Here is a 23,095-nt window from a genome sequence, read left to right as displayed (position 1 = left end):
GCAATATTGGCCTAATGCAAGGCATCATCGACTGGATCGTCAACCTGATGGAGACGCTCGGCGCCCCCGGCGTCGGCATCGCCATCCTGCTGGAGAACTTGTTCCCACCGATCCCCTCCGAGGTGGTGCTCCCGCTGGCCGGGTTCACCGTGGCGCAGGGCAGCCTGAACATGGTCTCGGTGTTCATCTGGTCAGTGCTCGGCTCCGTGGTGGGCGCGTATGTGCTCTACGGCATCGGCGCGTGGCTGGGGCTTGAGCGGTTGCGCAGGATCGCGGACTGGATGTGGCTGGTGAAGGCTTCGGATGTGGACGCCGCCATGAACTTCTTCAACAAGTACGGCCGCCCCTCCATCTTCTTCGGCCGCCTCATCCCCGGCGTGCGCTCGCTGATCTCCATCCCCGCCGGCCTGGACCGGATGAACCTCCTGGTCTTCGGTTTGTGGACGACCCTCGGCTCCGGCATCTGGAACGCCATCCTGATCTACCTGGGCTACGTGCTCGGCGCGAATTGGGAGAAGGCCACAGGCTACGTGGATGCCTACTCCAAGGTGATTTACGTGGTGCTGCTCCTAGTCATCCTCGGGTTCCTCGCGTTCTTCATCCGCCGCGCGGTGCGGGAGAGGAACGAGGCGAAGTAGATCGGCTGGGGGCTGGCGTTCGGAAGCTCGCGGGGTGTATTACAAAGTGGTACATTCAGGTTTATGGCCAGAAACACTTCAGTGACGTTGGGCGACCACTACCACCAGTTCGTTTCCGATCAGATAGCAAGCGGCAGGTTTGAAACAGCCAGCGAAGTCATGCGAGCAGGTCTCCGCTTGCTCGAGGAACGCGACCAGAAAATGGCAGCGCTCAACGCAGCCTTGAAGGCCGGAGAGGAAAGCGGCTTTAGGGAATTCGACGTCCACGAGTTCCTCAACCGGGCGAAAGGCAACCGTGACCGTCTGGATCAGTGAGCTCGCGGAGCGCGACCTCCTCGAGATCTGGCAATACACGGCCGCGGAATGGAGCGAGCAACAAGCTGACGTGTACGTCGAAGCGTTTGCAGCTCAATTTTCGCTTCTCGCCGCCCAGCCGGGTGCGGGACACTCGATAGATGAGGTCCGCCCTGACTACCGGCGGTCGAGGCAAGGCAGCCACCTCATCTTCTACCGCCCAAAACGCGATGGCATCGAAGTCATTCGCATCCTCCACGAAAAGATGGATCCCACCCTTCACCTCTAATCCATCAAGGCGCGGGCTGGCATTTCGGGCACCACCAGATCACCCGCTCCAGGTCCCCCTCCCCGCCCAGGAATCCCTTCTTGATCAGCGTCCCGCAGCGCCGGCACGGTTTGTTGTTGCGGCCGAACACGTAGCTCGTCTCCCCCGCCCGTTTCACCCCGGTGGTCACCCGCACCGGCTCGTCCTTGTTGGCCCACATCAGGCGGCGCGCAAGGAGCACATGCTTATCGACGTCCACCTCACCCACCCTCTCCCGCGGATGCGTACCGGCCAAAAAGTTGATCTCCGCACGGTACTCGTTGCCGATGCCCGCCAGGTTGCGCTGGTCTAACAGCGCGCGGCCGATCTCCAGATCGGGGTGGGCCTTGATCCGCCGCACCGCCTCGTTCGCATCAAAATCCGGGTCTAGGAGATCCGGGCCGAGGTATCCCATTTCCACCTCGTACTCCCTGGCCGGAAAAACGCGGACGACGCCCAGCCAGAAGCCGACGAGCTCGATGGGATCACGCGGTGCGTCGTCAAGCAAAAGCACCACACGTGCAGCATGTCCGGGCTTCTTCCACCTCGTGCCCGCGCGGTGCATGGACCACGTGCCCTCCATTTTGAGGTGGGTGTGCAGGATTTGCGGTTCGTGGCCGGGCGCGGCGAACTCCATGAAAAGGTGCTTGCCGTAGGGCCAGACGCGCTCGCAGGTCATGCCGGTGAAGTCCACTGTGGCGTAGCGCGGCACCTGGATGGATGTGCGAAGGACTTCCCGGCCGGCCATCCACTGCAGGCGTTTGGAGAGCTGGTAAACGGAATCACCTTCGGGCATGTGTTCGAGGGTACTCACCCGGACTCCCTTGAACCACCCAGCCGTGAGACAGCCGTTGTAATTGCGAAATCGCTGTCGAACGAACAGACCGGGGCGCCGGGCGCATTACGCTCGGTTTAGTGATATCATCACTGCTATCAAACGGTGAGACGTAGGGAGTGCCTAGTGACTGCCATTACTATCCGCGGACTCGATGCAGCTGTGAAACAGAGACTCGCTGCCCAGGCCAAACGAAATGGCCGGTCGATGGAGGCCGAGGCTCGTCACCTTATCGACGAAGGGACAAAGCCATCAAACCTAGGCTTAGCCCTATACGAGGGTTCCCGTGAATTTGGCGGAGCAGACCTTGAAATTCCCGCTCGAGATGGTCATGCCCGGGTGGCGGAGCTCGCGTGATCATCCTCGACACCAACGTCATCTCGGAGCTGGTGAAACCGCAGCCCAACGAGGATGTAGTCAAATGGGTGGGCAGTTTGAACGAAGTGGTGGGTACCACCGCCGTGAATGCAGCTGAATTGCGTGCTGGTCTACGACTCATGCCCATGGGACGGCGACGCGCGCAGCTCGAACGCCTAATTTTCGGTCATTTGGAGTCTTTCGATCAAACGGGTTCTATTCTGGCCTTCGATCAGCTTGCAGCGACTGACTATGCCGAGGTTATCTTCGCCCGCATGACAGCGGGATACCCAATTTCGGCGCAAGACGCCATGATTGCTGCAATTTGTCGGGCGAGGGGATGCACTCTCGCCACACGAAACGTCAAGAACTTCGAAGGCACCGGCGTAATCGTTGTGAACCCGTGGGTTGCCTAGCCGTCACAGCCCGAGGAGGGCGACGGGGATGACGGCGACGCCGTCGGAGCGTCGATAAGCATGCTGCCCTGAGGAGAGGACCGCGAGGTCTGTCACCTTTCCCTTCATCTGATCCTTAAACCAGTGGAGGTGGCGTACATCGCGGTCGTCGATCGCGCCGGAAAGCTTGACCTCGATACCCACGAGTGCACCGCGCTGGCCCTCTACCACCAGGTCGACCTCGTGGTCGCCGTTCTGGGTGCGGAGGTGGAACACGCGGGCCTCGCATGCCTGAGCCAAGGTTCGCACCCCCAGCGTGGCCAGCGACTCGAAAAGCCAGAGCTGGGAAAGGTGGTCCCGGTAGCGGATCGTGCTTTACCATTCGCAGAGTTTCTGTTTCCCACTTCAAACCGCGCGAACCCCGGCCAGCCGCCAGAATCAACGCCCTAGGAACTGAATGCACCTCGCCATGCGCAGGGCAACTGGCCACGGTGCCAGCCTTACCAACACCCCCGGCCCCTTCACCGCCAGTTTTCAACTATCAGCTGCGGAATCTGGGAGAATTCATCCACATTTGCCGTGACCAGAATCAGGTCGTGTTGCACAGCTTGCGCCGCAATCCAGAGATCGTTTGGTCCAATCATTTCACCGCGACGTCGCAAATCATCACGGATCGTGGCGTACGTCTCCACCGTGGCCTCGTCCATTCCCAACCTAGGCCACCCCAACAGCAGCGTTTCCACAGACTTCAGCGCTCGCGCTGGATCCGATGAGTATCTCGCACCGGTGAGCAACTCGCCGAGAACCACCACTGAAACACAGACCTGGCTTCGAGTGCAATCCGCCGCCCGTTGGAGAAGATCCGCATTCGCGCCCCGCTCAAGGTCGATCCACACATTGGTGTCGAAGAGGTACTTCACTGCGGTAACTCGCTGTTATTGGCGATTACATCTATCGGGTCAAGGTCGAGCTCCTCAACATCCCTGATGAGACCCCCTTCGATCCCCTCAGAGGCCTGGAATGCGCGCAGCCTTTCCACTGCGTCGCCGATTGTCTCCTCCACAGGGCGCAGGAGCAACCCTTCGGGAACCGACTCGATGGTGACATTGTCTACCTGCAGCCGCATCGACACGGGGATGCGAACAGCCTGGCTGTTCCCAGATTTGAAGATGGTCGTTTTCAACCGCTTAGGCATCGAATCCTCCTTCGCTGACACGCCCGCTAGTGCGGAGTGGTTTCGAATATATCCCGAGAGATATACAGTAAAAAAGGTTCAGTCGTCGAAGCTCAGGCCCTCCGGCGACTCCGGCTCTAATTCCCCCAACGCCTCGGCCACGCTGCAACCCCTCCGCTTCGGCGGCGCCGACGCCTTTCCACAGACTGCTAAGCCAGTTACACTGCCGTCATGACCACAGCTCATATCCCGCAGTCGCTCCTTGCCCGGAGCTCACGCGCTTTGCGGCGAGCAGTCGCGAACGCCGATGCTGCTGAGACTGCGGTTTCACTCGATCGCGAGGATGCACAGGCGGTGTTGGAGCTGCTCGACTCACTGCAGACGGACGCTCAGCGCAAGTGGGAGATTGCTTGCGAGATGTCTGCGCTGTGTGACGAGATGGGTCAAGACAACTAGTGGCTGCGGTCGTGTTTATCGATGCCAACATCCTCTTTTCCCGCATTTTGCGGGATTTTTTCGTTTACGCAGATCACACAACCGCAATTGAAGTTCGTTGGAGTCCAGGGGTCATCGATGAGATGTCTCAGGCTTTGCAACGTGAGTTGGGCTGGTGCTGCCGGTAAAAGGGCAGCTGCTGCATTGCGCGAGTTGCTTGAAGTCCAGCCTTAGTCGTCGAAGCTCAAGCCCTCGGGCGGCTCCGGTTCCGGCTCCAGCTCCCCCAGCGCCTCGGCCACGCTCCTGCCCCTCCGCTTCGGGGGTGCCGAGGCCTTCCCGCCGATGCGCACACCCTTGTGGCTCACGGTCGCGCCGTACTCCTTCAGCCCGAACGCGGGAGCACCATTGAGCTTCTCGACGCCCAAGGGTTGCATCCGCCCCTCCCTCACCGCCTGCGTCAGGGCATCAATGACCAGCGGCATCGGGTCGCCCACCCCCTCGGGGAAGGTGTCGAAGAACGTGGTCATGGTCTTGCCTCCGCGGGTGATGTGGGCGGCAAGGAGGCCGTCGATAAGCACGACCATTGCCCCCGCGGAGCGGGTCGGGCCTTGCTCCGGCCATGGCAGCGCCGCGCCGTATGGGTTCGCGGGATCGGTGGCGGCGAGCACGTATACGTTCGGGTTCTTCGCGCCCGAGGGCCAGCCGACCAGGTCGTCCGAATCCTGGTGGCCGCGCAGGCGGTCGATCGTCGCGGGCGTGGAAAACTGCGACGCACCGAGTCCCTCCACCAGGTATCCGCGCATTGCCTTGCCGGATTCCTCGAACCCGGACAGCGTCTTATACGCCAGCGCGAACCCGCCCAGGATGTCTTCCGCCACCACGGAGCCGCGGGTGACCACACCGTAGCGGTCGAGCAGCGACTCCCCCAACGCCACCGAACGCCGCGTCGCATCGCTGTCCGGGGTCGGCGTGAGCGACCAGCGGCCGATCATGTCGGGTGGGGTGAGCGTGGCAAAGCTTGTGCGGCCCGAGCGCACTCTGCTTCTCGACGGCCTCCGCTTCGCCCGATGTGCCGTCTTCCCGCCAGCCAACCGTGCTCGAATCGGGGCGAAAGAATCGGGTGAGAGGAACCCGGCCTCGACCAGGTCCCACATCGCCTCGCGCAGTTCGTCGGTAGTTGTCGTGGGTTCAAGCAGGTCCTGGAACAGGAATCCACCGCCGCGGCGCACTTTCTCCATCACCTGCGCTTGCGTCAGCGAAAGCAGCGGCTCGTCCACCTGCGGCATGAGCTGGGCGGCGTAGTCGGCGGGCAGCAGCATGATCCACGGGTCGCGCGCACCCGCCTTGCCAGCGCCGACGATGACGATCTCGCCGGATGCCGTGAGCTCGTCCAGCATCGCCGGCGAGTAGTCCCCCACCCTCGCGGGCAGGATGTGGGACTCCCAGGCAGAAGCAGGCAGCCGCACCCCGGCCAGCTGCTCCAGCACCGAGTACACGCCGTCGGCCCCGCGCAGCGCGGGCACCACACCCACCGGGGCGACGTTGGACCACGCCGGCAGGAACCGCCCGTACGCCGACTGCGACACCGGCCGGGTCTGCGCCCGCGCCGCAGCCAGGGAGCGGGTTCGGATGATGCGCAGCACCTCGGCGGCGACGTACTCCTCCTCCTCCTCCACGCCCTGGCGGTAGCGCCCGGGGATCACTTTGTCCTTATCTATTAAGGGCTGCAGCGCAGAATGCGCGGCGCCCACCGCCAACCCGAACGCATCGGCCAAGTCGCGCAACGTGAACGGCCCGCGGGTGCGCACCCACCTGCCCACGAGCTGGGCCAGGGCGTCTTGGATGGTGTCCACCTGGGCAGCTACTCCGGGTGGGACGGGGACCCCGAGGCCGTCGCGAAGCAACGGCGCGTCGAGGGTCTGGGCGATGTGCTCGCGCCCGCCGATGCGCACCCGCATGACGCGCCCATGCAGGGACTGCTCGAGCGAGTTCAGGGGGACGGTGGTGTAGAGCGCGAGCTCGTCGACAGGCACTGGCCCCACGATGCGCAAGGTATCCGCGAACTGCTCTGAAGTCTCGGCACGGCCGACGCGGCGAAGCGACGCGTCGACCTCCGCGATAATGTCCGCGTCCAGCAGTTCGCGCAGCTCAACGGTGCCGAGCAGCTTGGCCAGCAGCGACGGGTCCAAAGACAGCGCGGCGGCGCGCTTCTCCGCGAGCGGCGTGTCACCTTCGTACATGAACGCGCCGGTGTAGTTGAACAGCAGCGAGGACGCGAAGGGGCTCGGCTGCTCCGTGGTCACCTCGGCGATGCGCACCCGGCGCGTGTTCACATCGCGCATGACCTCCTGCAGCGCGGGCAGGTCGTAGACGTCCTGGAGGCACTCGCGGACCGTCTCCAAGATGATGGGGAATGACGGGTAGTTCCGGGCGACGTCCAACAGCTGCTCCGCGCGTTGGCGCTGCTGCCACAGCGGCGCGCGCTTGCCGGGGTTACGGCGCGGCAGCAGCAGCGCGCGGGCGGCGCACTCGCGGAAGCGGGAGGCAAACAGCGCCGAGTTGCCCACCTGCTCTGTCACAATGTCCGCGATCTCGTCCGCGTCGAACTGGAACAGGCTGCCGTCGGGCTCCTTCTCCCCCTGCGGCAGGCGCAGCACGATGCCGTCGTCGCCCGCCACCGCCTGCGCGTCCATACCGGTCTCCTGCGCCACGCGCCAGCCCGTCGCCAACGCCCACGCGGCGTTGACACCCTTGCCAAACGGCGTGTGCAGCACCACCCGCCAATCCCCTATTTCGTCGGTGAAACGCTCGAGCACCAGCGTCGTCTCGTCCGGCAGGATGCCGGTCGCCTCCTCCTGCTCCTCGAGGTAGCGCAGTAGGTTGTTGCGCGCCCGCTCATCCAGGCTCGGGTCGATGGAGCTTTTTGCTTCTCGACGGAACCTTCCCAACGCCTTCCCCAACTCATACGGCCGCCCCAGTGCGTCGCCGGTCCAGAATGGCAGCCTGCCGGTGTGCCCCGGCGCGGGAGACACTTGAACCTGGTCGCGCGTGATGTTCTCAATGCGCCAACTCGAGGCGCCGAGCGTGAACACGTCGCCGACGCGGGACTCGTAGACCATCTCCTCGTCCAGCTCACCGACGCGCCTGGGCACGCCGCCCTCCGCGTCGGAGCCCACCAGGAACACACCGAACATGCCGCGGTCCGGGATCGTGCCGGCGTTGGTCACCGCCACGCGCTGGGCGCCGGGGCGAGCCTTCAAGGTGGTGCCCTCGAGGATCGCGCGGGGGCGCAGCTCGGCGAAGTCAGTGGACGGGTACACGCCCACCACCAGGTCGATCACCGAGTCGAAGACCTCCCGGGCCAGATCGCGGTAGGGCCAGGCGCGCCGCACCGTGTCGTACCACTCGTCCACGTCGAGGTCCTCGAAGGCGATGGCCGCCACCGTCTGTTGAGCCAGCACGTCGAGCGGGCTGCGCGGCGGGTGTACCTCCTCGATCAATCCCTCGCGCATGCGCGGCACAGTCACCGCCGTCTGCACCAAGTCGGAGCGGTGCTTGGGGTAGAAGGTGCCCTCGGACACCGCGCCCACCGAGTGCCCGGCGCGGCCCACACGCTGCAGGCCGGAAGCAACGGACGGCGGGGATTCCACCTGAATCACCAGGTCCACCGCGCCCATGTCAATGCCCAGCTCGAGGGAGCTGGTGGCGATCACGGCGCGGAGCGATCCCTCTTTGAGCATCGTCTCGGTCTGGAGGCGCTCCTCCTTGGACACCGAGCCGTGGTGGGCGCGCGCGATCACGGGCGCGGCGTGGCCCGCGGTGTCCACGGACTTCATCAGCTGCGCGGGCGGGCGCCGGGTGGGCGGGCTGAGCGCCTCCGGGTCGTGCTCGGCCGCCCACAGCTCGTTGAGCTGGCTGGTCAAGCGCTCGGCGGTGCGCCGGGAGTTGACAAAGACGATGGTGGAGCGGTGCTGCATCACCTCGCGGTAGACGGCCTGCTCAATGTGGGGCCAGATGGAGTTCTTGGCCCCTGGTGGGAGTGGGGTTTCGGGGGTGTTGGGGCGGGCGTCGTCAAGCAAAAGCCCATCGTCGAGCACTGCCTCCCCGATGGTGGAGGCGTCCTCGGGCACGGGGAGGTCGCTCATGTCATCCACCGGCACGCTGACGGTGAGCTCCCAGCGCTTCTCTGCGGGAGGGTTGATGATGGTGGTGCGGGGCCCGAGGAAATTGGCCACCGTCTCGAGCGGGCGGACCGTGGCGGAAAGGCCGATACGTTGGAAGGTGCCCGCAAACCGTTGCAGCCGCTCCAGCGAGAGCGCTAGGTGAACGCCGCGCTTGGTGCCAGCGAGGGCGTGGATCTCATCCACAATCACTGTGTCCACTGTCTTGAGCACCGCCGCAGCCTTGGACGTGAGCATGAGGTAGAGCGACTCGGGCGTGGTGATCAGGATGTCCGGGGGCTTGCGCAGCTGTCGGTTGCGCTCCGCCTGGGGTGTGTCGCCGGAGCGCACGCCGACCGAGATGTCCGGCATGTCCCGGCCCATGCGCTGCGCTACGCGGGCGATCCCGTTGAGCGGCGCGCGGAGGTTGTTCTCCACGTCCACGCCGAGGGCCTTCAGCGGGGATATGTAGAGCACGCGCACACCGCCGTGCGTGGACCGCTTCGCACCGTCGATAGGCAGCGCCTGCTGGCCGGCGCGCTCAACCAGGGAGTTCAGCGACCAGAGGAAAGCTGCGAGCGTCTTGCCAGAGCCGGTTGGCGCCACCACCAGCGTGCTCTCGCCCGCGGAGATGGAGCGCCACGCCTGGTCCTGCACCGCCGTGGGGGCGGAAAAGACTTCCTCGAACCACGTCGCCACCTGCGGGTGGAAGCGGTCGAGGACGTTGTCAGACATGGCGAAGATCCTACCGTGGCGGGGTTGAGTCGAAGCCTCGAGGAAGCTTGCCACTCAACATGCCACTTAACATGCCATATGTGGGAAGTTAAGTGGCATGCTGCCGTTTTGGGTGGCTCCGGGCAGGCATACCCCGCCAACGTAAAGCCCAGCCACGAAGTTCCGCATACCGGCTAAACTCGGAGCCTATGAGCGCTCAGTATTCAGACTCCAGGCTGACCAACCTCATCGCGCAGGGCACAGGGGAAATTCTGAAGGGAATCCGCGGGGTGGGCCTGCTGCGCGGGCGCGAGCTGGGCGAGGCGGGCGATGATCTGGCGCAGAACTGGATCGCGCGCGTGCTGGAGCAGCATCGCCCAGGTGACGGGTTCCTTTCCGAGGAGGCGGCGGACGACCTGGCCCGGTTGGACAATGACCGCGTATGGATCGTGGATCCGCTCGACGGCACCAAGGAGTTCGCCACCGGCCGCCAGGACTGGGCGGTGCACGTGGCGCTGGTGGAGAACGGGGTGCCCACCCACGCCGCGGTGGGGCTGCCGGACTTGGGCGTGGTGTTCAAGTCTTCCGACGTGCGCCACGTGGCGGGCCCCATGTCCGGCAAGGTGGCCATGAGCCGTAACCGCCCGCCCGTTGTGGCCGGGTACGTGGCCGGTGAGCTCGGGCTCGAGACGGTCCAGGTCGGCTCCGCTGGCGCCAAGGCGATGCACGTGCTGCTGGGGGATTATGACGCGTACATCCACGCCGGCGGCCAGTACGAGTGGGACCAGGCGGCACCGGTGGGTGTGTCCCTGGCGGCGGGCCTGCACTGTTCGCGGCTGGACGGCTCTCAGCTGCGCTACAACAACCCGGACACCTATGTCCCTGACCTGCTGATCTGCCGCCCCGAGCTGGCTGACGATATCCTTGCTGCCTGCGCGAAATTCGCGGAAGCAAACGGCGGCTTTGAAGGAGTGGCGAGCGAGTGACCCAACCGGTGGCAGTACCAACCCCGTACGAGGACCTGCTCAGGGACGTTCTCGAGCACGGCGCCGACAAAGGCGACCGCACCGGCACCGGCACGCGCAGCGTGTTCGGCCGCCAGCTACGCTACAACCTGGCGGATTCCTTCCCCCTCCTCACCACCAAGAACGTGTACTTCAAGGCAGTGGTGGGAGAGCTGCTCTGGTTCCTGCGCGGCAAGTCCAACGTGCGCTGGCTGCAGGAGAACGGCATCCGTATCTGGAACGAGTGGGCGGACGCCGACGGCGAACTCGGCCCGGTCTACGGCGTGCAGTGGCGCTCGTGGCCCACGCCGGACGGGCAGCACATTGACCAGATCGCGCGAGCCCTGGAGGAGCTGCAGGCCAACCCGGATTCGCGCCGCAACCTCGTCTCAGCGTGGAACGTGGCGGAGCTGGACAAGATGGCGCTCATGCCGTGCCACCTGCTCTTCCAGCTCTACGTGGCGGACGGGAAGCTGTCCATGCAGGTATACCAGCGCTCGGCGGACATGTTCCTCGGCGTGCCGTTCAACATCGCCTCCTACGCGCTGCTCACGCACATGTTTGCCCAGCAGGCGGGCCTGGAGGTGGGCGAGCTGATCTGGACGGGCGGTGACTGCCACATCTACAACAACCACGTGGACCAGGTCCGCGAGCAGCTCTCCCGTGCGCCTCGCCCCTACCCGCAGCTTAAGCTGCGCAAGGCCGACTCGATCTTCAGCTACACCTTCGACGACATCGCGGTGACGGGGTATGACCCGCACCCCACCATTAAGGCACAGGTGTCGGTGTAATGGCGAGGCTCGGCGCCATCTGGGCGCAGTCGCTCGACGGCGTGATCGGGGACGGCGAGTCCATGCCGTGGCACCTGCCGGAGGACCTCCGCCACTTCAAGGAAGTCACCATGGGCCACCCCATCATCATGGGCCGCAACACCTGGCAGTCCCTGCCCAAGCGCCCACTGCCGGGCCGCGCCAACCACGTCCTGTCCTCCCGCGAGCCCGGCGAGTGGTCCGACGGCGCGTACGTCTCCCCCGACCTGCCCGACTTGGAGGCGGACGCGTGGATCATCGGCGGTGGCCAGCTCTACGAGTCCACCATCGACGAGGGTGTCTCTTTTACACATCTGGCGCCGCCGACCGATCTACGCGGGTGGGAGGGGGGGGGGGGGGGGGCGGGGGATAGAAAAAGAGCGAAAGAGGCAGGGGAACGTAGAACGATGCTACGTCGCGGGTAGTGTCACAAACTTTATTTTGTCCTATGGGTGTCGAAACGGTCCAGGATTGGGCCTCGTAAGATCTTCGGAATCGTCAGATTGGTACAGGGGCCCGCCCCCGCCATCGGCGCGGACTTCGAGCTGGTCGCGGACGGTGACTGGCTGGCGTCGACAAGCGGGCTGCGCTACAAGTTCCAACGATTCGAAAGGCTTTGAAAGGCTCTGCCATGACCACCCCCGAGACCTCCTCGCACGTGACCATCTTCGCCGCCGACTGGTGCCCGTTCTGCCGCAAGCTGCGCGAGCGCCTCGACCGCACCGAAACCCCGTACGACCTCGTGGACGTTGAGGCCGACGGCATGGAAGATGTCAACGCCTGGATCGAGTCCGTCAACGGCGGCAACCGCATCGTGCCCACCGTGCTTTACTCCGACGGCACCCACGAGACCAACCCCGAAGCTTCCGCCGTCCGCGCGAAGCTCCGCGAGCTCACCGGGGGCGAGTAGGATTTCGGCGCCCGTATCGCCCTGCGGTACCCTAGCGCCATTGCCCTAGTAGCTCAGTGGATAGAGCACGGCTCTCCTAAAGCCGGTGTCGGAGGTTCGATTCCTCTCTGGGGCACCATTGTCTGCGGGAATTTCGGTTAACTTTTCCGTTCAATTCAGGAAACTCCTTCCAGGTTAAACCCGGTTTTCAAAATTGGGTAACTTTTGGAGAGTGAAGCGTCCTGGTTTTCGTTCCGCTTATTGAACGCCCAACGGCTGGGCGTGTGATTGTCGATAGTAGGCGTCTTCCATCTCTTGTGGGGTGATGTATCCCAATGACTCGTGCAGGCGGTGGTTGTTCCACCAGTACACCCAGCGAAGGGTCGCGATTTCGACTTCCCCAACCGACGTCCACGGCCGGTGGGGATAGATCAGCTCGGTCTTGTAGAGACCGTTGACCGTTTCCGCCAACGCGTTGTCGTAGGAATCGCCGACGGTGCCAACGGACGGATCGATCCCAGCTTGAGCGAGTGCCTCACCGTAGCGGATGGACACGTACTGCGAGCCGCGATCGCTGTGGTGTACTAGTCCTTCAGCGCGAAGATCACCTGCGTGATACAGAGCGTGCTCAAAAGCCTCAAGAGGCAGCTCATCGGTGCGCATGCTCGCCCTGGTGGCAACCCCGACAATCTTGCGGGAGTACACATCGGTGATGAACGCGGTGTACGCAAACCCCGACAGGGTACGCACGTAGGTGATGTCAGCGACCCACAGCCGGTACGGCGCTGACGCGGTGAAGTCACGATTGACCAGATCAGGACGACGATCCGGGACATCAGCCCGAAGCGTTGTGATCGGAGTGCGGCCCCTTCTGCGGCCTTGGATGCCGGCGAGTTTCATCAACTGTGCCGTCTGATCACGACCGATGTCCCAGCCAGCGCGCTGCATGGCCTTCCACATCTTGCGTACCCCGTACACGCTGAAGTTGTCCTCGAAGACTCTCACCAATTCGGGGATAAGCAGCGCGTCTGACAAGCTCCTGGCCGACGGGGCTCGTGTGTGAGCGCTCTTCGAAATGTAGCCCACTGGCGCTCTTTGAAAAGTAGCCCAGTGTGGTCTTGGGTTATTGTGCCTGATGTGGTTGCGGGGCGGGGGTTGTTGCGGGGATTTCCCTGCCTTTGATGCGGTGGCTGGTGCCGCGGTGTTGGAAGATTTTGGCGTGGTGGACAATACGGTCAACCATCGCGGTGGCGACAGTGACGTCGCCGAAGCATTGCGCCCATTGGGAAAATGCCAGGTTGGACGTGACAATGATGGAGCCGTGTTCGTACCGGCGGGACACGAGTTGGAAGAACAGGTTCGCGGCGTCGGCCTCAACTGGGATGTAGCCGAGTTCGTCGATGATGAGCAGGTGGTAGCCGCTTAAGCGTTTCAAGGTTGGTTCCAACCTGCCCATCGCGTGTGCTTCGGTCAGCGTGTTGACCCACCCGGCGGCGGTGTCGAACAAGACCCGGTAGCCTTGCTGGGCTGCGGTGACGCCGAGTGCTGTGGCGAGGTGTGTTTTACCGGTGCCGGGCGGGCCGAGGAGGACGACGTTTTCGGCGGTGGCGACCCACGCGCCCGTTTCAAGACGGGCGATCTCTGCCCGGTCGATTGCGGGTTGGGCGGTGAAGTCGAAGTCGGCGATGGTTTTTATCGAGGGGAAGCCGGCGCGTTTGACGCGTTGGGTGGCGCCGGATTCTGCTCTGGCGGTGGCTTCGACAGACAGCACTGCGGCGAGGTATTCCTCGTGTGTCCAGGATTCGGCGCGGGCTTGTTCCGCGATGGTTGCGTGGATGCTGGCGATGCGGGGTGCTTTGAGCTGCCTGGCGTAGCGGTTAATTGTTGCGGTGGTGTCGTGTGCTGGGGTGCGGGTCATGCCGTGGTCCTTTTCGCAGGGCTTGAGGTGATGCGGTCATAGACGGTGAGGTCGGCGGCGGCGATGTCGAAGCTGGGTTTCGGTGCAGGCGTGGTTGCGCGCTGCTGGCGCATTGCTTTGGCCGCGGCCTGGTGGGCGGGGTCGGTGATTGTGCGGCCTTTCGCCCAGATTCTTTGGTGGGAGGCGATTGTTTCCCCGCCCGGGCCGGTCACGATGACCTGGTGCAAGGTGGTGTGCACCGTGACGAGTCGGTCGACGTAGGCGGGGTCGACGCTGTAGTGGTTGGTGTCGACGGTGACGTAGTAGTTACGCGGCAGCCGCACTGCGGGGCGGGTGCCGAAGGTCGGTGTGTATGGCGGTAGCGGCCGCATCCCGGCCCGATCTGTGGCGAAGGCTTCAGCTGGTGAAGTCTTCAACACCGCGTGTGTTCTCACGTTGGCAACGGTGGTGGACCAGTCGTCGAGCTGGGCTTGCACATCCTTCGGACTGGTGAAGCGCCGTGCCGGGAAGAACGAGGTTTTCATGTACCCGTTGGTGCGCTCAACGATGCCTTTGGATTCCGGGTCCCTGGGTGGGGTTTGCACGATCTTGCAGCCCAACGCGCCGGCGAACGCGATCACCGGTTCGCACAGTCTGGCTCTGCCGATGCCGGATTCGCGGTCCCACACCAGTCGGGTGGGAACCCCTGTGAAGGTGTGCTCGAGGAGATCCCACATCCCGGCCAGAAGGTCGTCGGTGGTGCGCGACGGCAAGATCCGCGCCCCGGCGAAACGGGAATGGGAAGCAACCATCACCAACACCGGCAGCTTGCGAAACGCTCCGGTGTCATCGGGCAGCCCGCCCGGAGCGAACGTCAGGTCGCACTGGATCTCATGTCCCGGCAGGTGGTCCAGCGTGTCGACCGGATCTGGTGGAAGGTATTCCGGGCGTATTTTGGCTACGTTTTTGCGGAACCATGATTCTGACCCTTCCCAACCGACGCGCTGAGCGATGACTTTCGCGTTCAACCGGGGCGACTCGGCCAACAGGGCGCGCACCGCCGGCTCATAAGCGTCGAAACTCGTTGACCTGGCCGGGCGTGGAGAGTACTTCGGGGGAGAGTCAGACGTCAGAGCGCGTTCAACGGTTTTCTTCGCGCAGCCGACTTCCTCAGCGATCTTCCTGATTGATAGTCCCTGCCCACGCAGGAACCGAATTTGAGCCCATTGATCCAAAGAAATCACCCATCCAATCTTTTTCGGATGGGCTACATTTCGAGGAGCGTTTTGGGCTACTTTTCAACGAGCGCTGACATCGTGTTTTCGCTGCTCGGTAGCCGCGAGAGGTGATAAACCCACATTCTGTCTGCCTTAACGTGCGACAGATGGCCTCGACCCCGAAGCGATCGCGATACGTGTCGATGTATTCGATCATCTTCTGGTGGGACGGTCGAGTTCCGCTGCGAAAAAAGCTGACGCGGTCTTTAAGATCTCGTTCGCCCTGCGCAACTCTTTGTTCTCCTGCCGCAGACGCTTCAGTTCGTCGTCAACCGACTCGCCAGTGCTCCGCTGAACATCGGGGGACGCTTTGACAGGTTTCAACCAGTTGTTGAGCGTGTGCGCCGAGACGCCGAGCTTCTCGCCGATCTCCTCCGCCGCCGCCCACTTCGAACACCCCTCAAGCTCAACGAGCTCCTCGGCTAACCTCACCGCCTTGTCCTTGAACTCGTCACTGAACTTCCTAGGCATGATCCAATCCTCCTCTAGAAACGATCGGAACTAAACCCAGGACGCCTCAATCCGTGACGGCCACCGCGTGGTCAACAAAGCCTGCTATATGGCGGTTGGTGTCGACATGGACGGCATCAAGCACATCCTGGGATTGTGGATCGCCGACAATGAAGGCGCTGCATTCTGGGCATCGGTGTGCGCGGATCTGGCCAACCGCGGTGTCCAGGACGTGTTCATTGTGTGCTGCGACGGGCTCAAAGGCTTGCCGGAAGCCGTGGAGGCAACCTGGCCGAATTCCATGGTGCAGACCTGCATTGTGCACCTGATTCGGGCTGCGAACCGGTGGGTGTCGTATCAGGACCGCAAAGGTGTCTCCCGGGCGCTGCGTGAGGTCTACACGGCCGCAAACGAGGACACCGCCCGTGCCGCCTTGGATGCGTTCGAAGCCAGTGAACTGGGCCGGAAATACCCGCAGTCGGTCAAAGTCTGGCGCGACGCTTGGGAGCGGTTCGTGCCGTTTCTGCAGTTTCCGCCGGCGGCACGCCGGGTGCTCTACACCACCAATTCAATCGAGTCGCTGAATGCTGAACTGCGTAAAGCTACCCGCAACAGGGGCCAATTCCCGAACGATACCGCGGCGCAGAAAACGCTGTGGCTGATGATCTGCAACATCGAACAAGCGTGCCGCCCAGCGGGCGAAGAAAGCAAAGCGCGACATTGAATGCAACGGCTATATTGAAGGAGCGAAAGCCACCGGGTGGAAACAAGCCATCAACCAACTAGTCGTGGCTTACCCCGACCGATTCGCGGACTACTTGTAAACCACCCCCCGCACACAAACAATCGGACACCCTCTGCCCGGTATGCGCCTGCTCGCGCGCGCAAGCCGCACACTTGGCGAATACCTAGGCCGCGCCGGATGGCCGCCCTCGGACCGCGACGCTGCGGGTGGCGAGGGAGCGGACCAGGGTCAGACCGAGGAGAGCGCCCTTGCCTTGATCTGGTCGAACTCCTGCTGGGTAATCGCTCCCGAGTCGAGAAGGGCCTTCGCCGAGGCGATCTCATCGGTCGGGCTCGATCCGGCGGAGCCGCCGGCGACGGACTTGATGTACTCATCCTGCCGCTGCTGGAGCTCCTGGCGCGCCTCGACCGCGCGGTCGGTCATCCCCCGACCTCGAACAAGCAGGTACGCGAGCATTCCGATGAACGGCAGCGCGACGATGAACACCACCCACAGCGCCTTCGCGAAGCCGCCGAGGTCCTTGCTGCGGAAGAGATCTCCGAAGATCCACCACAGGGACATGAACCATGCGAAGAAGATGAAGAACTCGAACATGGCGAGTAGGAATGAGCCGTTGTCGTCGAACATCTGCTGACTGCCTCCTGACTGGATGGACGCTGGCCGAGCGGTCCACGCGGACCCCAGCGCACGACGGTTAGGAACAAGGACGTGCCCGGGCCGTCACCGAACCACGTTAGCAGCTCTTCCTCACCAAGCGTGGTAGCCGGGTTGCGACGCGCTGACCGGGTTGGGCTGGTGAAGACGGGCCTGGGACTCCACGATTCGTAGCGACCAAGCAACGGATCGGGAGGAGTCCCAGGTGAGTGTTGAGGCTACCGTCCTGCCCGCTGCGATGCTCGGCATCTCGGGGTTGGTGGTGCTTGCCGTCGGTGAGTACGGCGGTGAGCTGGAGCTGTTGGTGGAGACCTCCGAGTCGGTGACCGGGTGCCCGCGGTGCGGGGTGGTCGCGGTGGCCCACGGCCGGCGTGAGCATCTGGTGCGTGACATCCCCTCGGCGGGGCGGCCGGTGCTGCTGGTGTGGCGCAAGCGGCTGTGGCGGTGCGCCGAACCGGCGTGCCCGCAACGTACCCGGTCAGTACACCTAATAAAGCGACGTCAGTACGTTCGCTAATGCTCGAGCTGATCTTTCATCGCTCGTACCTCTTGGCTGCCAGCGTGGTCACTTATTCGCAACCGCCCACCGCGCGTTCTCTACACCCCTCACCGTTGCACTCATGTGAGACATTTGAACGCGCTGTGGCCTTATCCGTCCCCGCGGATTGCTCCTCGCCTGTCATTCCTGAAGGGTGTCAGGAAGTTTGTGTGTGAGGCTCTGATCTAGAAGGAGTTTCACCGATAATGACTACGGTGTCACCGAAGAAAAACCATGACCCGGCGAGGGTCAACGAGATCAGCGAGAAGTTGATGGAAAATCCTGAGCTCGCCAGCCTGATCAGCGAGCTGTCGACCACTGCTGATGATGCCAGCGAGCTGGTCAAAGGCTTGTTGCAGGCATCGATCAACGCTGGTCTTAAGGCAGAGATGGATGCGCATTTGGGCTATAGCCATTCCGACCGCAAGGCCAAAGCCCAGGTGGAAACCGCGCAGGAGAGCAATCACCGCAACGGGTCGTACACCAAGACCGTCAATTCTGGCTACGGCGCGGTGGAAGTGACCGTGCCCAGGGATCGTGCCGGCACGTTTACTCCCCGGATGGTGCCCAAGGGCGCACGCCGGCTCACAGAACTCGACGACATGATCGTCTCGCTCTACGCCGGCGGGATGACAGTGCGCGATATCCAGCATCACCTCGCGACCACCCTTGGGGTGGATATGAGCCCGGATACGATCAGCACCATTACCGATGCGGTGTTAGACGAGGTGAGGCGGGGTGTGCGTCAAGACGAAGCCCCCGCAACGGTTTTCCGCTACGAGGGGCGGGGCGGTGAGAGGGGCGGTGTCCGGGGCGAGCGGAAGAAGCGAGGCGTACGTCAAGACGAAGCCCCCGCAACGGTTTTCCGCTACGAGGGGCGAGGCGGGTGGAGAAGCGGGTGGCGAGGCGGTGAGAGAGGCGGGGTATGTAAGGAGACAGTGGAAAACGTGTAAGCCGCCGTGTAAGCGGCGGCGGAGCTAAAGGTTGGGGAGTTTGCTGAATGTCCCTCTGCCAGCTCCGCGACCTATTTCCGGTGATTTTTCAAGATTTTTCACCCTCCAGGCGTTTTGGTGCCCCTGTCCGCCGATTTTCAAAAATCTTTGGACCGCCGGGCTGCCGGGCACGCCGCCCGGCAGCGGTGGCACCCTCACACAAGCTACGCTTGAGTAAGTTACTGCCGAACTTCCGAGCGGGGCAATTATGAGCAATCGCGCACAGGGCCAGGTCCAGCACACTCGCGTCGTCGCCGACCGGGGCGAGCGCCCGGTGATCCGAGGCTGGTTCCACCTCGGCGCCACTGTGCTGTCGGCGCTCTCGTCGGCGGTACTGATCACGTTCGTGTGGATGACGCTGCCCTGGATCCCCGCGCTCGGGGTGACCATCTACGGCGTGGGCGTCCTACTCCTGTTCGGCGTGTCGGCGATGTACCACCGCTGGCCGTGGCACTCGCAGTCCACGGTGCAGTGGTGGCGGCGGGCCGACCACGCCACCATCTCCATCTTCATCGCCGCCACGTACACCCCGCTCTGCCTCCTGGTGTTCGAGCCGCGCACCGCCGCGGTCATGCTGGCTATCGCGTGGGCGGGCGGGATCGGCGGGGCCATCCTGAACCTGGTGTGGATCAACCACCCGCGCTGGCTGGACTTGGTGGTCTACATCGGCCTCGGCTGGATCATTGTTCCGCTGTTGCCCACGCTGTGGCGCTCCGCGGGGCCGGCCGTGGTGTGGCTGCTGCTCGCGGGCGGCATCGCCTACACCGCGGGCGCGCTCGTGTACGGATTTAAGTGGCCGGGCCGCAACGCCCGCTACTACGGCTACCACGAGCATTTCCACACCGCGACCATCGTCGCGGCCGTCTGCCACCTCGTGGCGATCTGGATGGTGGTGGTGCAGGCTGGATAGCATGCAGGTGTGAAACGCCGCGACGCCCTGAAACTCGCCGCCTTGGCCCCCCTCGCTCCCCTCGCCGCGTGCGGGACTAGCCGGAGCGAGACCGCCACGACCGCGACGACCGTGTCGGTGACGGCCACGGAGACCCGTACTGCTACGGCGGTGGGTGGGGGGGAGGGGGCGGCGATAAGCATGCTCAACCCGAGTGCCTATACGCAGGAACCCACCCAGTTCGGGCTGCACATGCCGGGGATCGTGGACACGGTGCCCACCGTGCCCGGCGCGCGGACCATCGCGCTGACCTTCGACGCGTGCAACGGCGATGTGGACGAGGCGCTGCTGGACACCCTGCGGGAGCACCACATCCCCGCCACGCTCTTCCTGGCACAGCCGTGGGTGGAGGCGCATCCGGATGTGGCGCGGCGGCTGATTGGGAACCCGCTGTTCATGATCGGCAACCACGGCACCCGCCACCTGCCGCTCGCGGTGCGCGGCCAGGCTGCGTACGGGATTCACGGGACAGCCAGCCCCGCCGAGGCCATTGCAGAGGTGGCGGGCAACGACCACCTGCTGCGGGAGTTGGGCGCGGACCCTGTGTGGTTCCGGGCGGGCACGGCGCACTACGACGACGTGGCGGTGCGCATTGCCAACGACGGCGGCGTGAAGATCGGCGGCTTTAACGTCAACGGCGATTTCGGCGCAACCGCGGGCGCCGCCGAGGTGGCGCATCAGATCCTCGGCGCCCCGGACGGCTCGATCGTGCTCGCGCACATGAACCACCCCGGCTCCGGCACCGCGGCGGGAGTTGCGCAGGCGGTAGCGTCGCTCGGCGGCGGCGCGCGGTTTGCGTTCATCGACGGGACGGTGCCGGCACCGGCCTAGGCAAGAAAGTTCACGGACGGGGTACCGAGCAGTGAACTTTCTTACGCGCGGTTTGGCGCCACCTGGGGAAACAGCGTGGCGGGTAGCGGGTTTCGTAAGAAATTTCACGGCAGCAACCCCAGCCAGTGAACTTTCTTACATCGGCCCAACCCCCTCCGCCACGGCAACAAGCTACCCGATACGCCTGTGACTAATGTTGCGCGTGTGACTACCTTCTCCCGCCGCGCCCTCCTCAAATCCGCCGGCCTCGCCACCGCCGCCACCGCAGCCGCAGCCATCTCCCCCGCCGCGGCCAACGCGCAGCAGCGCCGAATCCTCGGCACTGTCATCGACTACTCCGCCGGTGTGCCCAGCGCCCGCGCGGTCAAGGCCGCCGGCCACCTCGGCGCCGTCCGCTACGTCTCCGAGCGCCGCCCCGGCGCGGAATGGATGAAGGGCAAGCCGGTCACCCTCGCCGAGACTCGCGATTTTGCGGGGCAAGGCTTGGCGACGGCATCCGTCTACCAGTTCGGCAAAGGGCCAACGGCCGACTGGCTCGGCGGGGCGCCCGCCGCCGCCATCCACGCGCCGAAGGCCATCGCGCTGCACAGGGCCGCGGGCGGCCCCGCCGGCAGGCCCATCTACGTGGCCATCGATGACAACCCCACGCTTGGCCAGTTCAATTCCCTGATCAACCCGTACCTGACCGCCTTCGGCGCGGCACTCGGCGCCGCGGGGTACAAGCTGGGCATCTACGGCAACTACTGGACTATCGCGTGGTGCCTGGAGGACGGCCTGGGCACCTACTTCTGGCAGCACGATTGGGGCTCGAACGGCAAGCTGCACGTGCGCGCGAACATCCACCAGAAGGCCGGGTACACGGGCGTCGTCGACGGCGTTCCCGTGGACATCAACAACGTGTACACCGCCGACTGGGGCCAGTGGACCCCGGGGCGGGCGGCCGCGCCGCTGACCGGGACAGGAACGCAAGCGGTGGCGACTCCGAACGGAGCCGCCACCGCGGGTGCCCAGGACAGGGCCGAGGCGCTCAACCAGCTGATCCAGGGAAGCAGCGAGCTGTCTTCCAAGGTGGACTGGTCGAGCCTTTTGAAGCGTTAGCTAGTGGTCCACCGGCGCCTCGACGCCAACGCCGGTCAGGGAGCGGACCTCCATCTCGGACTGCAGCTCGTCGAAGTTGTCCGGCTTACCCAGGTAGGTGCCGATGATGCCGGCGAGGAAGCCGAGCGGGATGGACACAATGCCCGGGCTGGTCAGCGGGAAGATCGCCCAGTCCGCGTCCGGGAACATCGCTGTCGGCGAGCCGGAGACTGCCGGGGAGAAGATGATCAGCAGCAGGGCCGAGATCAGGCCGGTGTAGATCGACGCCACCGCGCCCGTGGTGTTGAAGCGCTTCCAGTACAGGGAGTACAGGATGGTGGGCAGGTTGGCGGACGCCGCGATGGCAAACGCGAGGGACACCAGGAACGCCACGTTCTGGTTCATCGCCAGAATACCCAGGATGATGGACACGATGCCGAGCACGACAACGGTAATGCGGGAGACGCGCACCTGCTCCTCGGGGGTGGACTTACCGTCGCGGAGCACGGCGTCGTAGACGTCGTGGGCGATGGAGGCGGACGCGGTGATGGCCAGGCCGGCGACCACCGCGAGCACCGTAGCGAACGCAACCGCCGAGATCAGGGCCATGAAGAGGGATCCGCCGAGCTCGAACGCCAGCAGCGGCGCCGCGGAGTTCGCCCCACCCGGAGCGGCCAGGATGCGGTCTGGGCCGACCAAGGCGGCAGCCGCGTACCCGAGCACCAGGGTGAGCAGGTAGAACGAGCCGATGAGCACGATGGCCCAGGTTACGGACTTGCGAGCTTCCTTCGCCGTGGGCACGGTGTAGAAGCGCATCAGCACGTGCGGCAGGCCCGCGGTGCCGAGCACCAGCGACAGGCCCAGAGAGACGAAGTCCAGCTTCTTGGTGGTGGTGCCGCCGTACTTCAGGCCCGGCTGCATGATCGCGTTCGGGTCGTAGCCCTTCTCTGCCACGTGGGCGGAGGCGCCGTGAGTGGCGATGGCGGTGTCGAACAGCGTGCCCATGCCGCCGCGGATCTTCACAAAAACCAGCACTGCCATGATGGCCACACCGGCGATCAGCAGGACGGCCTTGATCATCTGTACGTAGGTGGTGCCCTTCATGCCGCCGACGAGGACGTAGATGATCATGATGACGCCCACCACAGCCACACAGATGGCCTGCGAGGAGTAGGAGTGCAAGTTCAGCAGGACGGACACCAGGGAACCGGCGCCGGCCATCTGGGCGATGAGGTAGAACAGCGACACGAACAGGGTGCCGAAGGCCGCGGCGACGCGCACGGGCTTCTGCTTCAGGCGGAAGGAGAGCACGTCCGCCATGGTGAAGCGGCCGACGTTGCGCAGCGGCTCGGCCACCAGCAGCAGGGCGACGAGCCACGCCACGAAGAAGCCGATGGAGTACAGGAAGCCGTCGTAGCCGAAGAGGGCGATCGAACCGACGATGCCCAAGAACGAGGCCGCGGAGAGGTAGTCGCCGGCGATGGCGAGGCCGTTTTGCGTTCCGCTGAAGGACGCGCCGCCGGTGTAGAAGTCGGCGGATTCCTTGGTGGTCTTACCCGCCCGGGTGACCACGTAGAGGGTGAAAACAATGAAGACGCCGAAGACCGCGATGTTGAGAATCGGGTTGCCGGCTGCGGCGCCCTCCGCCGCGGCTGCAAGGGTGTGAGTCTGCAT

The 23,095-nt window shown here is 64.3% G+C and carries 23 protein-coding genes, 1 tRNA gene and 4 pseudogenes; 17 read left to right on the top strand and 11 right to left on the bottom strand.

Annotation, left to right across the window (positions count from 1 at the left end):
* The first annotated feature begins 14 nt into the window (after nt 1-14).
* The 3 genes from BN4252_RS10210 to BN4252_RS10200 all read left to right on the top strand — a co-directional run bounded on the left by BN4252_RS10210 (nt 15) and on the right by BN4252_RS10200 (nt 1,221).
* Nucleotides 15-638, top strand: a complete 624-nt coding sequence (locus BN4252_RS10210) for a DedA family protein (protein ID WP_066530370.1) — start codon at nt 15-17, stop codon at nt 636-638.
* 63 nt (nt 639-701) lie between these two features.
* Nucleotides 702-953, top strand: a complete 252-nt coding sequence (locus tag BN4252_RS10205) for a type II toxin-antitoxin system ParD family antitoxin (RefSeq protein WP_066530367.1) — start codon at nt 702-704, stop codon at nt 951-953.
* Nucleotides 934-1,221: a type II toxin-antitoxin system RelE/ParE family toxin gene (locus BN4252_RS10200; RefSeq protein WP_066530359.1), complete on the top strand. Its 288-nt coding sequence runs from the start codon at nt 934-936 to the stop codon at nt 1,219-1,221. The genes BN4252_RS10205 and BN4252_RS10200 overlap by 20 nt, the downstream gene beginning before the upstream one ends.
* Nucleotides 1,222-1,225: 4 nt before the next feature.
* Here the strand turns inward: BN4252_RS10200 and BN4252_RS10195 are convergent, their stop codons facing one another.
* Nucleotides 1,226-2,035: a DNA-formamidopyrimidine glycosylase family protein gene (locus BN4252_RS10195; protein ID WP_066530351.1), complete on the bottom strand. Its 810-nt coding sequence runs from the start codon at nt 2,033-2,035 to the stop codon at nt 1,226-1,228.
* A 144-nt stretch (nt 2,036-2,179) separates the two neighbouring features.
* Here BN4252_RS10195 and BN4252_RS11655 point away from each other — a divergent pair, with 144 nt between their 5' ends.
* Both BN4252_RS11655 and BN4252_RS10185 read left to right on the top strand, forming a co-directional pair.
* Nucleotides 2,180-2,431: a FitA-like ribbon-helix-helix domain-containing protein gene (locus BN4252_RS11655; RefSeq protein WP_392389933.1), complete on the top strand. Its 252-nt coding sequence runs from the start codon at nt 2,180-2,182 to the stop codon at nt 2,429-2,431.
* Nucleotides 2,428-2,847: a type II toxin-antitoxin system VapC family toxin gene (locus tag BN4252_RS10185; RefSeq protein WP_066530349.1), complete on the top strand. Its 420-nt coding sequence runs from the start codon at nt 2,428-2,430 to the stop codon at nt 2,845-2,847. The genes BN4252_RS11655 and BN4252_RS10185 overlap by 4 nt, the downstream gene beginning before the upstream one ends.
* Nucleotides 2,848-2,850: 3 nt before the next feature.
* Here the strand turns inward: BN4252_RS10185 and BN4252_RS10180 are convergent, their stop codons facing one another.
* The 3 genes from BN4252_RS10180 to BN4252_RS10170 all read right to left on the bottom strand — a co-directional run bounded on the left by BN4252_RS10180 (nt 2,851) and on the right by BN4252_RS10170 (nt 4,021).
* Complete coding sequence (locus BN4252_RS10180) at nt 2,851-3,126, bottom strand: DUF4143 domain-containing protein (protein WP_230208633.1); 276 nt, start codon at nt 3,124-3,126, stop codon at nt 2,851-2,853.
* A 221-nt stretch (nt 3,127-3,347) separates the two neighbouring features.
* On the bottom strand, nt 3,348-3,746 hold the full coding sequence (locus BN4252_RS10175; protein WP_066530346.1) for a type II toxin-antitoxin system VapC family toxin: 399 nt from the start codon (nt 3,744-3,746) through the stop codon (nt 3,348-3,350).
* Nucleotides 3,743-4,021, bottom strand: coding sequence for an antitoxin (locus tag BN4252_RS10170; RefSeq protein ID WP_066530345.1), 279 nt, complete (start codon nt 4,019-4,021; stop codon nt 3,743-3,745). The genes BN4252_RS10175 and BN4252_RS10170 overlap by 4 nt, the downstream gene beginning before the upstream one ends.
* Before the next feature lie 210 nt (nt 4,022-4,231).
* Between BN4252_RS10170 and BN4252_RS11140 the strand changes: the two genes are divergently transcribed.
* Entirely contained in the window at nt 4,232-4,456 is a 225-nt protein-coding gene (locus BN4252_RS11140) for a hypothetical protein (RefSeq protein ID WP_143341199.1), read from the top strand.
* A 209-nt stretch (nt 4,457-4,665) separates the two neighbouring features.
* On the opposite strand, the gene BN4252_RS10165 is transcribed toward BN4252_RS11140, so the two are convergent.
* A complete protein-coding gene (locus BN4252_RS10165) occupies nt 4,666-9,330 on the bottom strand; it encodes an ATP-dependent helicase (RefSeq protein WP_066530344.1) in 4,665 nt (1,554 codons plus the stop codon).
* A gap of 188 nt (nt 9,331-9,518) precedes the next feature.
* Between BN4252_RS10165 and BN4252_RS10160 the strand changes: the two genes are divergently transcribed.
* The 5 genes from BN4252_RS10160 to BN4252_RS10140 all read left to right on the top strand — a co-directional run bounded on the left by BN4252_RS10160 (nt 9,519) and on the right by BN4252_RS10140 (nt 12,150).
* A complete protein-coding gene (locus BN4252_RS10160) occupies nt 9,519-10,295 on the top strand; it encodes a 3'(2'),5'-bisphosphate nucleotidase CysQ (protein ID WP_066530341.1) in 777 nt (258 codons plus the stop codon).
* 8 nt (nt 10,296-10,303) lie between these two features.
* On the top strand, nt 10,304-11,104 hold the full coding sequence (locus BN4252_RS10155; RefSeq protein ID WP_066530954.1) for a thymidylate synthase: 801 nt from the start codon (nt 10,304-10,306) through the stop codon (nt 11,102-11,104).
* Entirely contained in the window at nt 11,104-11,547 is a 444-nt protein-coding gene (locus tag BN4252_RS10150) for a dihydrofolate reductase (protein ID WP_078056895.1), read from the top strand. The genes BN4252_RS10155 and BN4252_RS10150 overlap by 1 nt, the downstream gene beginning before the upstream one ends.
* Before the next feature lie 206 nt (nt 11,548-11,753).
* The gene (locus BN4252_RS10145) at nt 11,754-12,032 is read left to right on the top strand and encodes a glutaredoxin domain-containing protein (protein ID WP_066530337.1); all 279 of its coding nucleotides are present in this window, start codon (nt 11,754-11,756) and stop codon (nt 12,030-12,032) included.
* A gap of 42 nt (nt 12,033-12,074) precedes the next feature.
* Nucleotides 12,075-12,150, top strand: a tRNA-Arg gene (locus BN4252_RS10140).
* Nucleotides 12,151-12,269: 119 nt separating this feature from the next.
* Here the strand turns inward: BN4252_RS10140 and BN4252_RS10135 are convergent.
* From BN4252_RS10135 to BN4252_RS10120, 4 genes and pseudogenes are all read right to left on the bottom strand, one after another.
* Nucleotides 12,270-13,076, bottom strand: a pseudogene (locus tag BN4252_RS10135) (IS3 family transposase); the annotation flags it as partial.
* Between the two features lie 58 nt (nt 13,077-13,134).
* On the bottom strand, nt 13,135-13,929 hold the full coding sequence (istB, locus tag BN4252_RS10130) for an IS21-like element helper ATPase IstB (RefSeq protein WP_066526885.1): 795 nt from the start codon (nt 13,927-13,929) through the stop codon (nt 13,135-13,137).
* Nucleotides 13,926-15,152, bottom strand: coding sequence for an IS21 family transposase (gene istA / locus BN4252_RS10125; RefSeq protein ID WP_143341198.1), 1,227 nt, complete (start codon nt 15,150-15,152; stop codon nt 13,926-13,928). The genes istB and istA overlap by 4 nt, the downstream gene beginning before the upstream one ends.
* Nucleotides 15,153-15,222: 70 nt before the next feature.
* Nucleotides 15,223-15,656 (bottom strand): annotated as a pseudogene (locus BN4252_RS10120) (transposase); the annotation flags it as partial.
* 49 nt (nt 15,657-15,705) lie between these two features.
* Here BN4252_RS10120 and BN4252_RS10115 point away from each other — a divergent pair.
* Nucleotides 15,706-16,459: pseudogene (locus tag BN4252_RS10115) on the top strand (IS256 family transposase); the annotation flags it as partial.
* 149 nt (nt 16,460-16,608) lie between these two features.
* Here the strand turns inward: BN4252_RS10115 and BN4252_RS10110 are convergent.
* On the bottom strand, nt 16,609-17,007 hold the full coding sequence (locus BN4252_RS10110; RefSeq protein WP_042410142.1) for an SHOCT domain-containing protein: 399 nt from the start codon (nt 17,005-17,007) through the stop codon (nt 16,609-16,611).
* Between the two features lie 232 nt (nt 17,008-17,239).
* Between BN4252_RS10110 and BN4252_RS10105 the strand changes: the two genes are divergently transcribed.
* From BN4252_RS10105 to BN4252_RS10085, 5 genes and pseudogenes are all read left to right on the top strand, one after another.
* Complete coding sequence (locus BN4252_RS10105; RefSeq protein ID WP_010189373.1) at nt 17,240-17,551, top strand: transposase family protein; 312 nt, start codon at nt 17,240-17,242, stop codon at nt 17,549-17,551.
* Between the two features lie 227 nt (nt 17,552-17,778).
* A pseudogene (locus tag BN4252_RS10100) lies at nt 17,779-18,303 on the top strand (transposase); the annotation flags it as partial.
* A gap of 469 nt (nt 18,304-18,772) precedes the next feature.
* Nucleotides 18,773-19,474: a PAQR family membrane homeostasis protein TrhA gene (gene trhA, locus BN4252_RS10095; RefSeq protein ID WP_066530335.1), complete on the top strand. Its 702-nt coding sequence runs from the start codon at nt 18,773-18,775 to the stop codon at nt 19,472-19,474.
* Between the two features lie 180 nt (nt 19,475-19,654).
* Nucleotides 19,655-20,344 carry a polysaccharide deacetylase family protein gene (locus BN4252_RS10090; protein ID WP_078056893.1) on the top strand — a complete coding sequence of 230 codons (690 nt, stop codon included), beginning with the start codon at nt 19,655-19,657 and terminating at the stop codon, nt 20,342-20,344.
* 204 nt (nt 20,345-20,548) lie between these two features.
* Nucleotides 20,549-21,442, top strand: a complete 894-nt coding sequence (locus BN4252_RS10085; RefSeq protein WP_066530328.1) for a DUF1906 domain-containing protein — start codon at nt 20,549-20,551, stop codon at nt 21,440-21,442.
* Here BN4252_RS10085 and BN4252_RS10080 read toward each other — a convergent pair whose 3' ends face one another.
* Nucleotides 21,443-23,095, bottom strand: a complete 1,653-nt coding sequence (locus tag BN4252_RS10080) for a solute symporter family protein (protein ID WP_066530325.1) — start codon at nt 23,093-23,095, stop codon at nt 21,443-21,445.

This window comes from Corynebacterium bouchesdurhonense (assembly GCF_900078305.2).
In the GTDB taxonomy this organism is placed as follows: domain Bacteria; phylum Actinomycetota; class Actinomycetes; order Mycobacteriales; family Mycobacteriaceae; genus Corynebacterium; species Corynebacterium bouchesdurhonense.
This window is presented reverse-complemented; position numbering and strand designations above follow the sequence as displayed.

What these genes read in the sequence shown, in the direction of transcription:
- BN4252_RS10170 (WP_066530345.1), bottom strand. Translation starts at nt 4,021, where the DNA reads ATGCCTAAGCGGTTGAAAACGACCATCTTCAAATCTGGGAACAGCCAG.
- BN4252_RS10145 (WP_066530337.1), top strand. Translation starts at nt 11,754, where the DNA reads ATGACCACCCCCGAGACCTCCTCGCACGTGACCATCTTCGCCGCCGAC.
- BN4252_RS10195 (WP_066530351.1), bottom strand. Translation starts at nt 2,035, where the DNA reads ATGCCCGAAGGTGATTCCGTTTACCAGCTCTCCAAACGCCTGCAGTGG.
- BN4252_RS11140 (WP_143341199.1), top strand. Translation starts at nt 4,232, where the DNA reads ATGACCACAGCTCATATCCCGCAGTCGCTCCTTGCCCGGAGCTCACGC.
- BN4252_RS10210 (WP_066530370.1), top strand. Translation starts at nt 15, where the DNA reads ATGCAAGGCATCATCGACTGGATCGTCAACCTGATGGAGACGCTCGGC.
- istB (WP_066526885.1), bottom strand. Translation starts at nt 13,929, where the DNA reads ATGACCCGCACCCCAGCACACGACACCACCGCAACAATTAACCGCTAC.
- trhA (WP_066530335.1), top strand. Translation starts at nt 18,773, where the DNA reads ATGAGCAATCGCGCACAGGGCCAGGTCCAGCACACTCGCGTCGTCGCC.
- BN4252_RS10205 (WP_066530367.1), top strand. Translation starts at nt 702, where the DNA reads ATGGCCAGAAACACTTCAGTGACGTTGGGCGACCACTACCACCAGTTC.
- BN4252_RS10110 (WP_042410142.1), bottom strand. Translation starts at nt 17,007, where the DNA reads ATGTTCGACGACAACGGCTCATTCCTACTCGCCATGTTCGAGTTCTTC.
- BN4252_RS10150 (WP_078056895.1), top strand. Translation starts at nt 11,104, where the DNA reads ATGGCGAGGCTCGGCGCCATCTGGGCGCAGTCGCTCGACGGCGTGATC.
- BN4252_RS10080 (WP_066530325.1), bottom strand. Translation starts at nt 23,095, where the DNA reads ATGCAGACTCACACCCTTGCAGCCGCGGCGGAGGGCGCCGCAGCCGGC.
- BN4252_RS10165 (WP_066530344.1), bottom strand. Translation starts at nt 9,330, where the DNA reads ATGTCTGACAACGTCCTCGACCGCTTCCACCCGCAGGTGGCGACGTGG.
- BN4252_RS10160 (WP_066530341.1), top strand. Translation starts at nt 9,519, where the DNA reads ATGAGCGCTCAGTATTCAGACTCCAGGCTGACCAACCTCATCGCGCAG.
- BN4252_RS10090 (WP_078056893.1), top strand. Translation starts at nt 19,655, where the DNA reads ATGCTCAACCCGAGTGCCTATACGCAGGAACCCACCCAGTTCGGGCTG.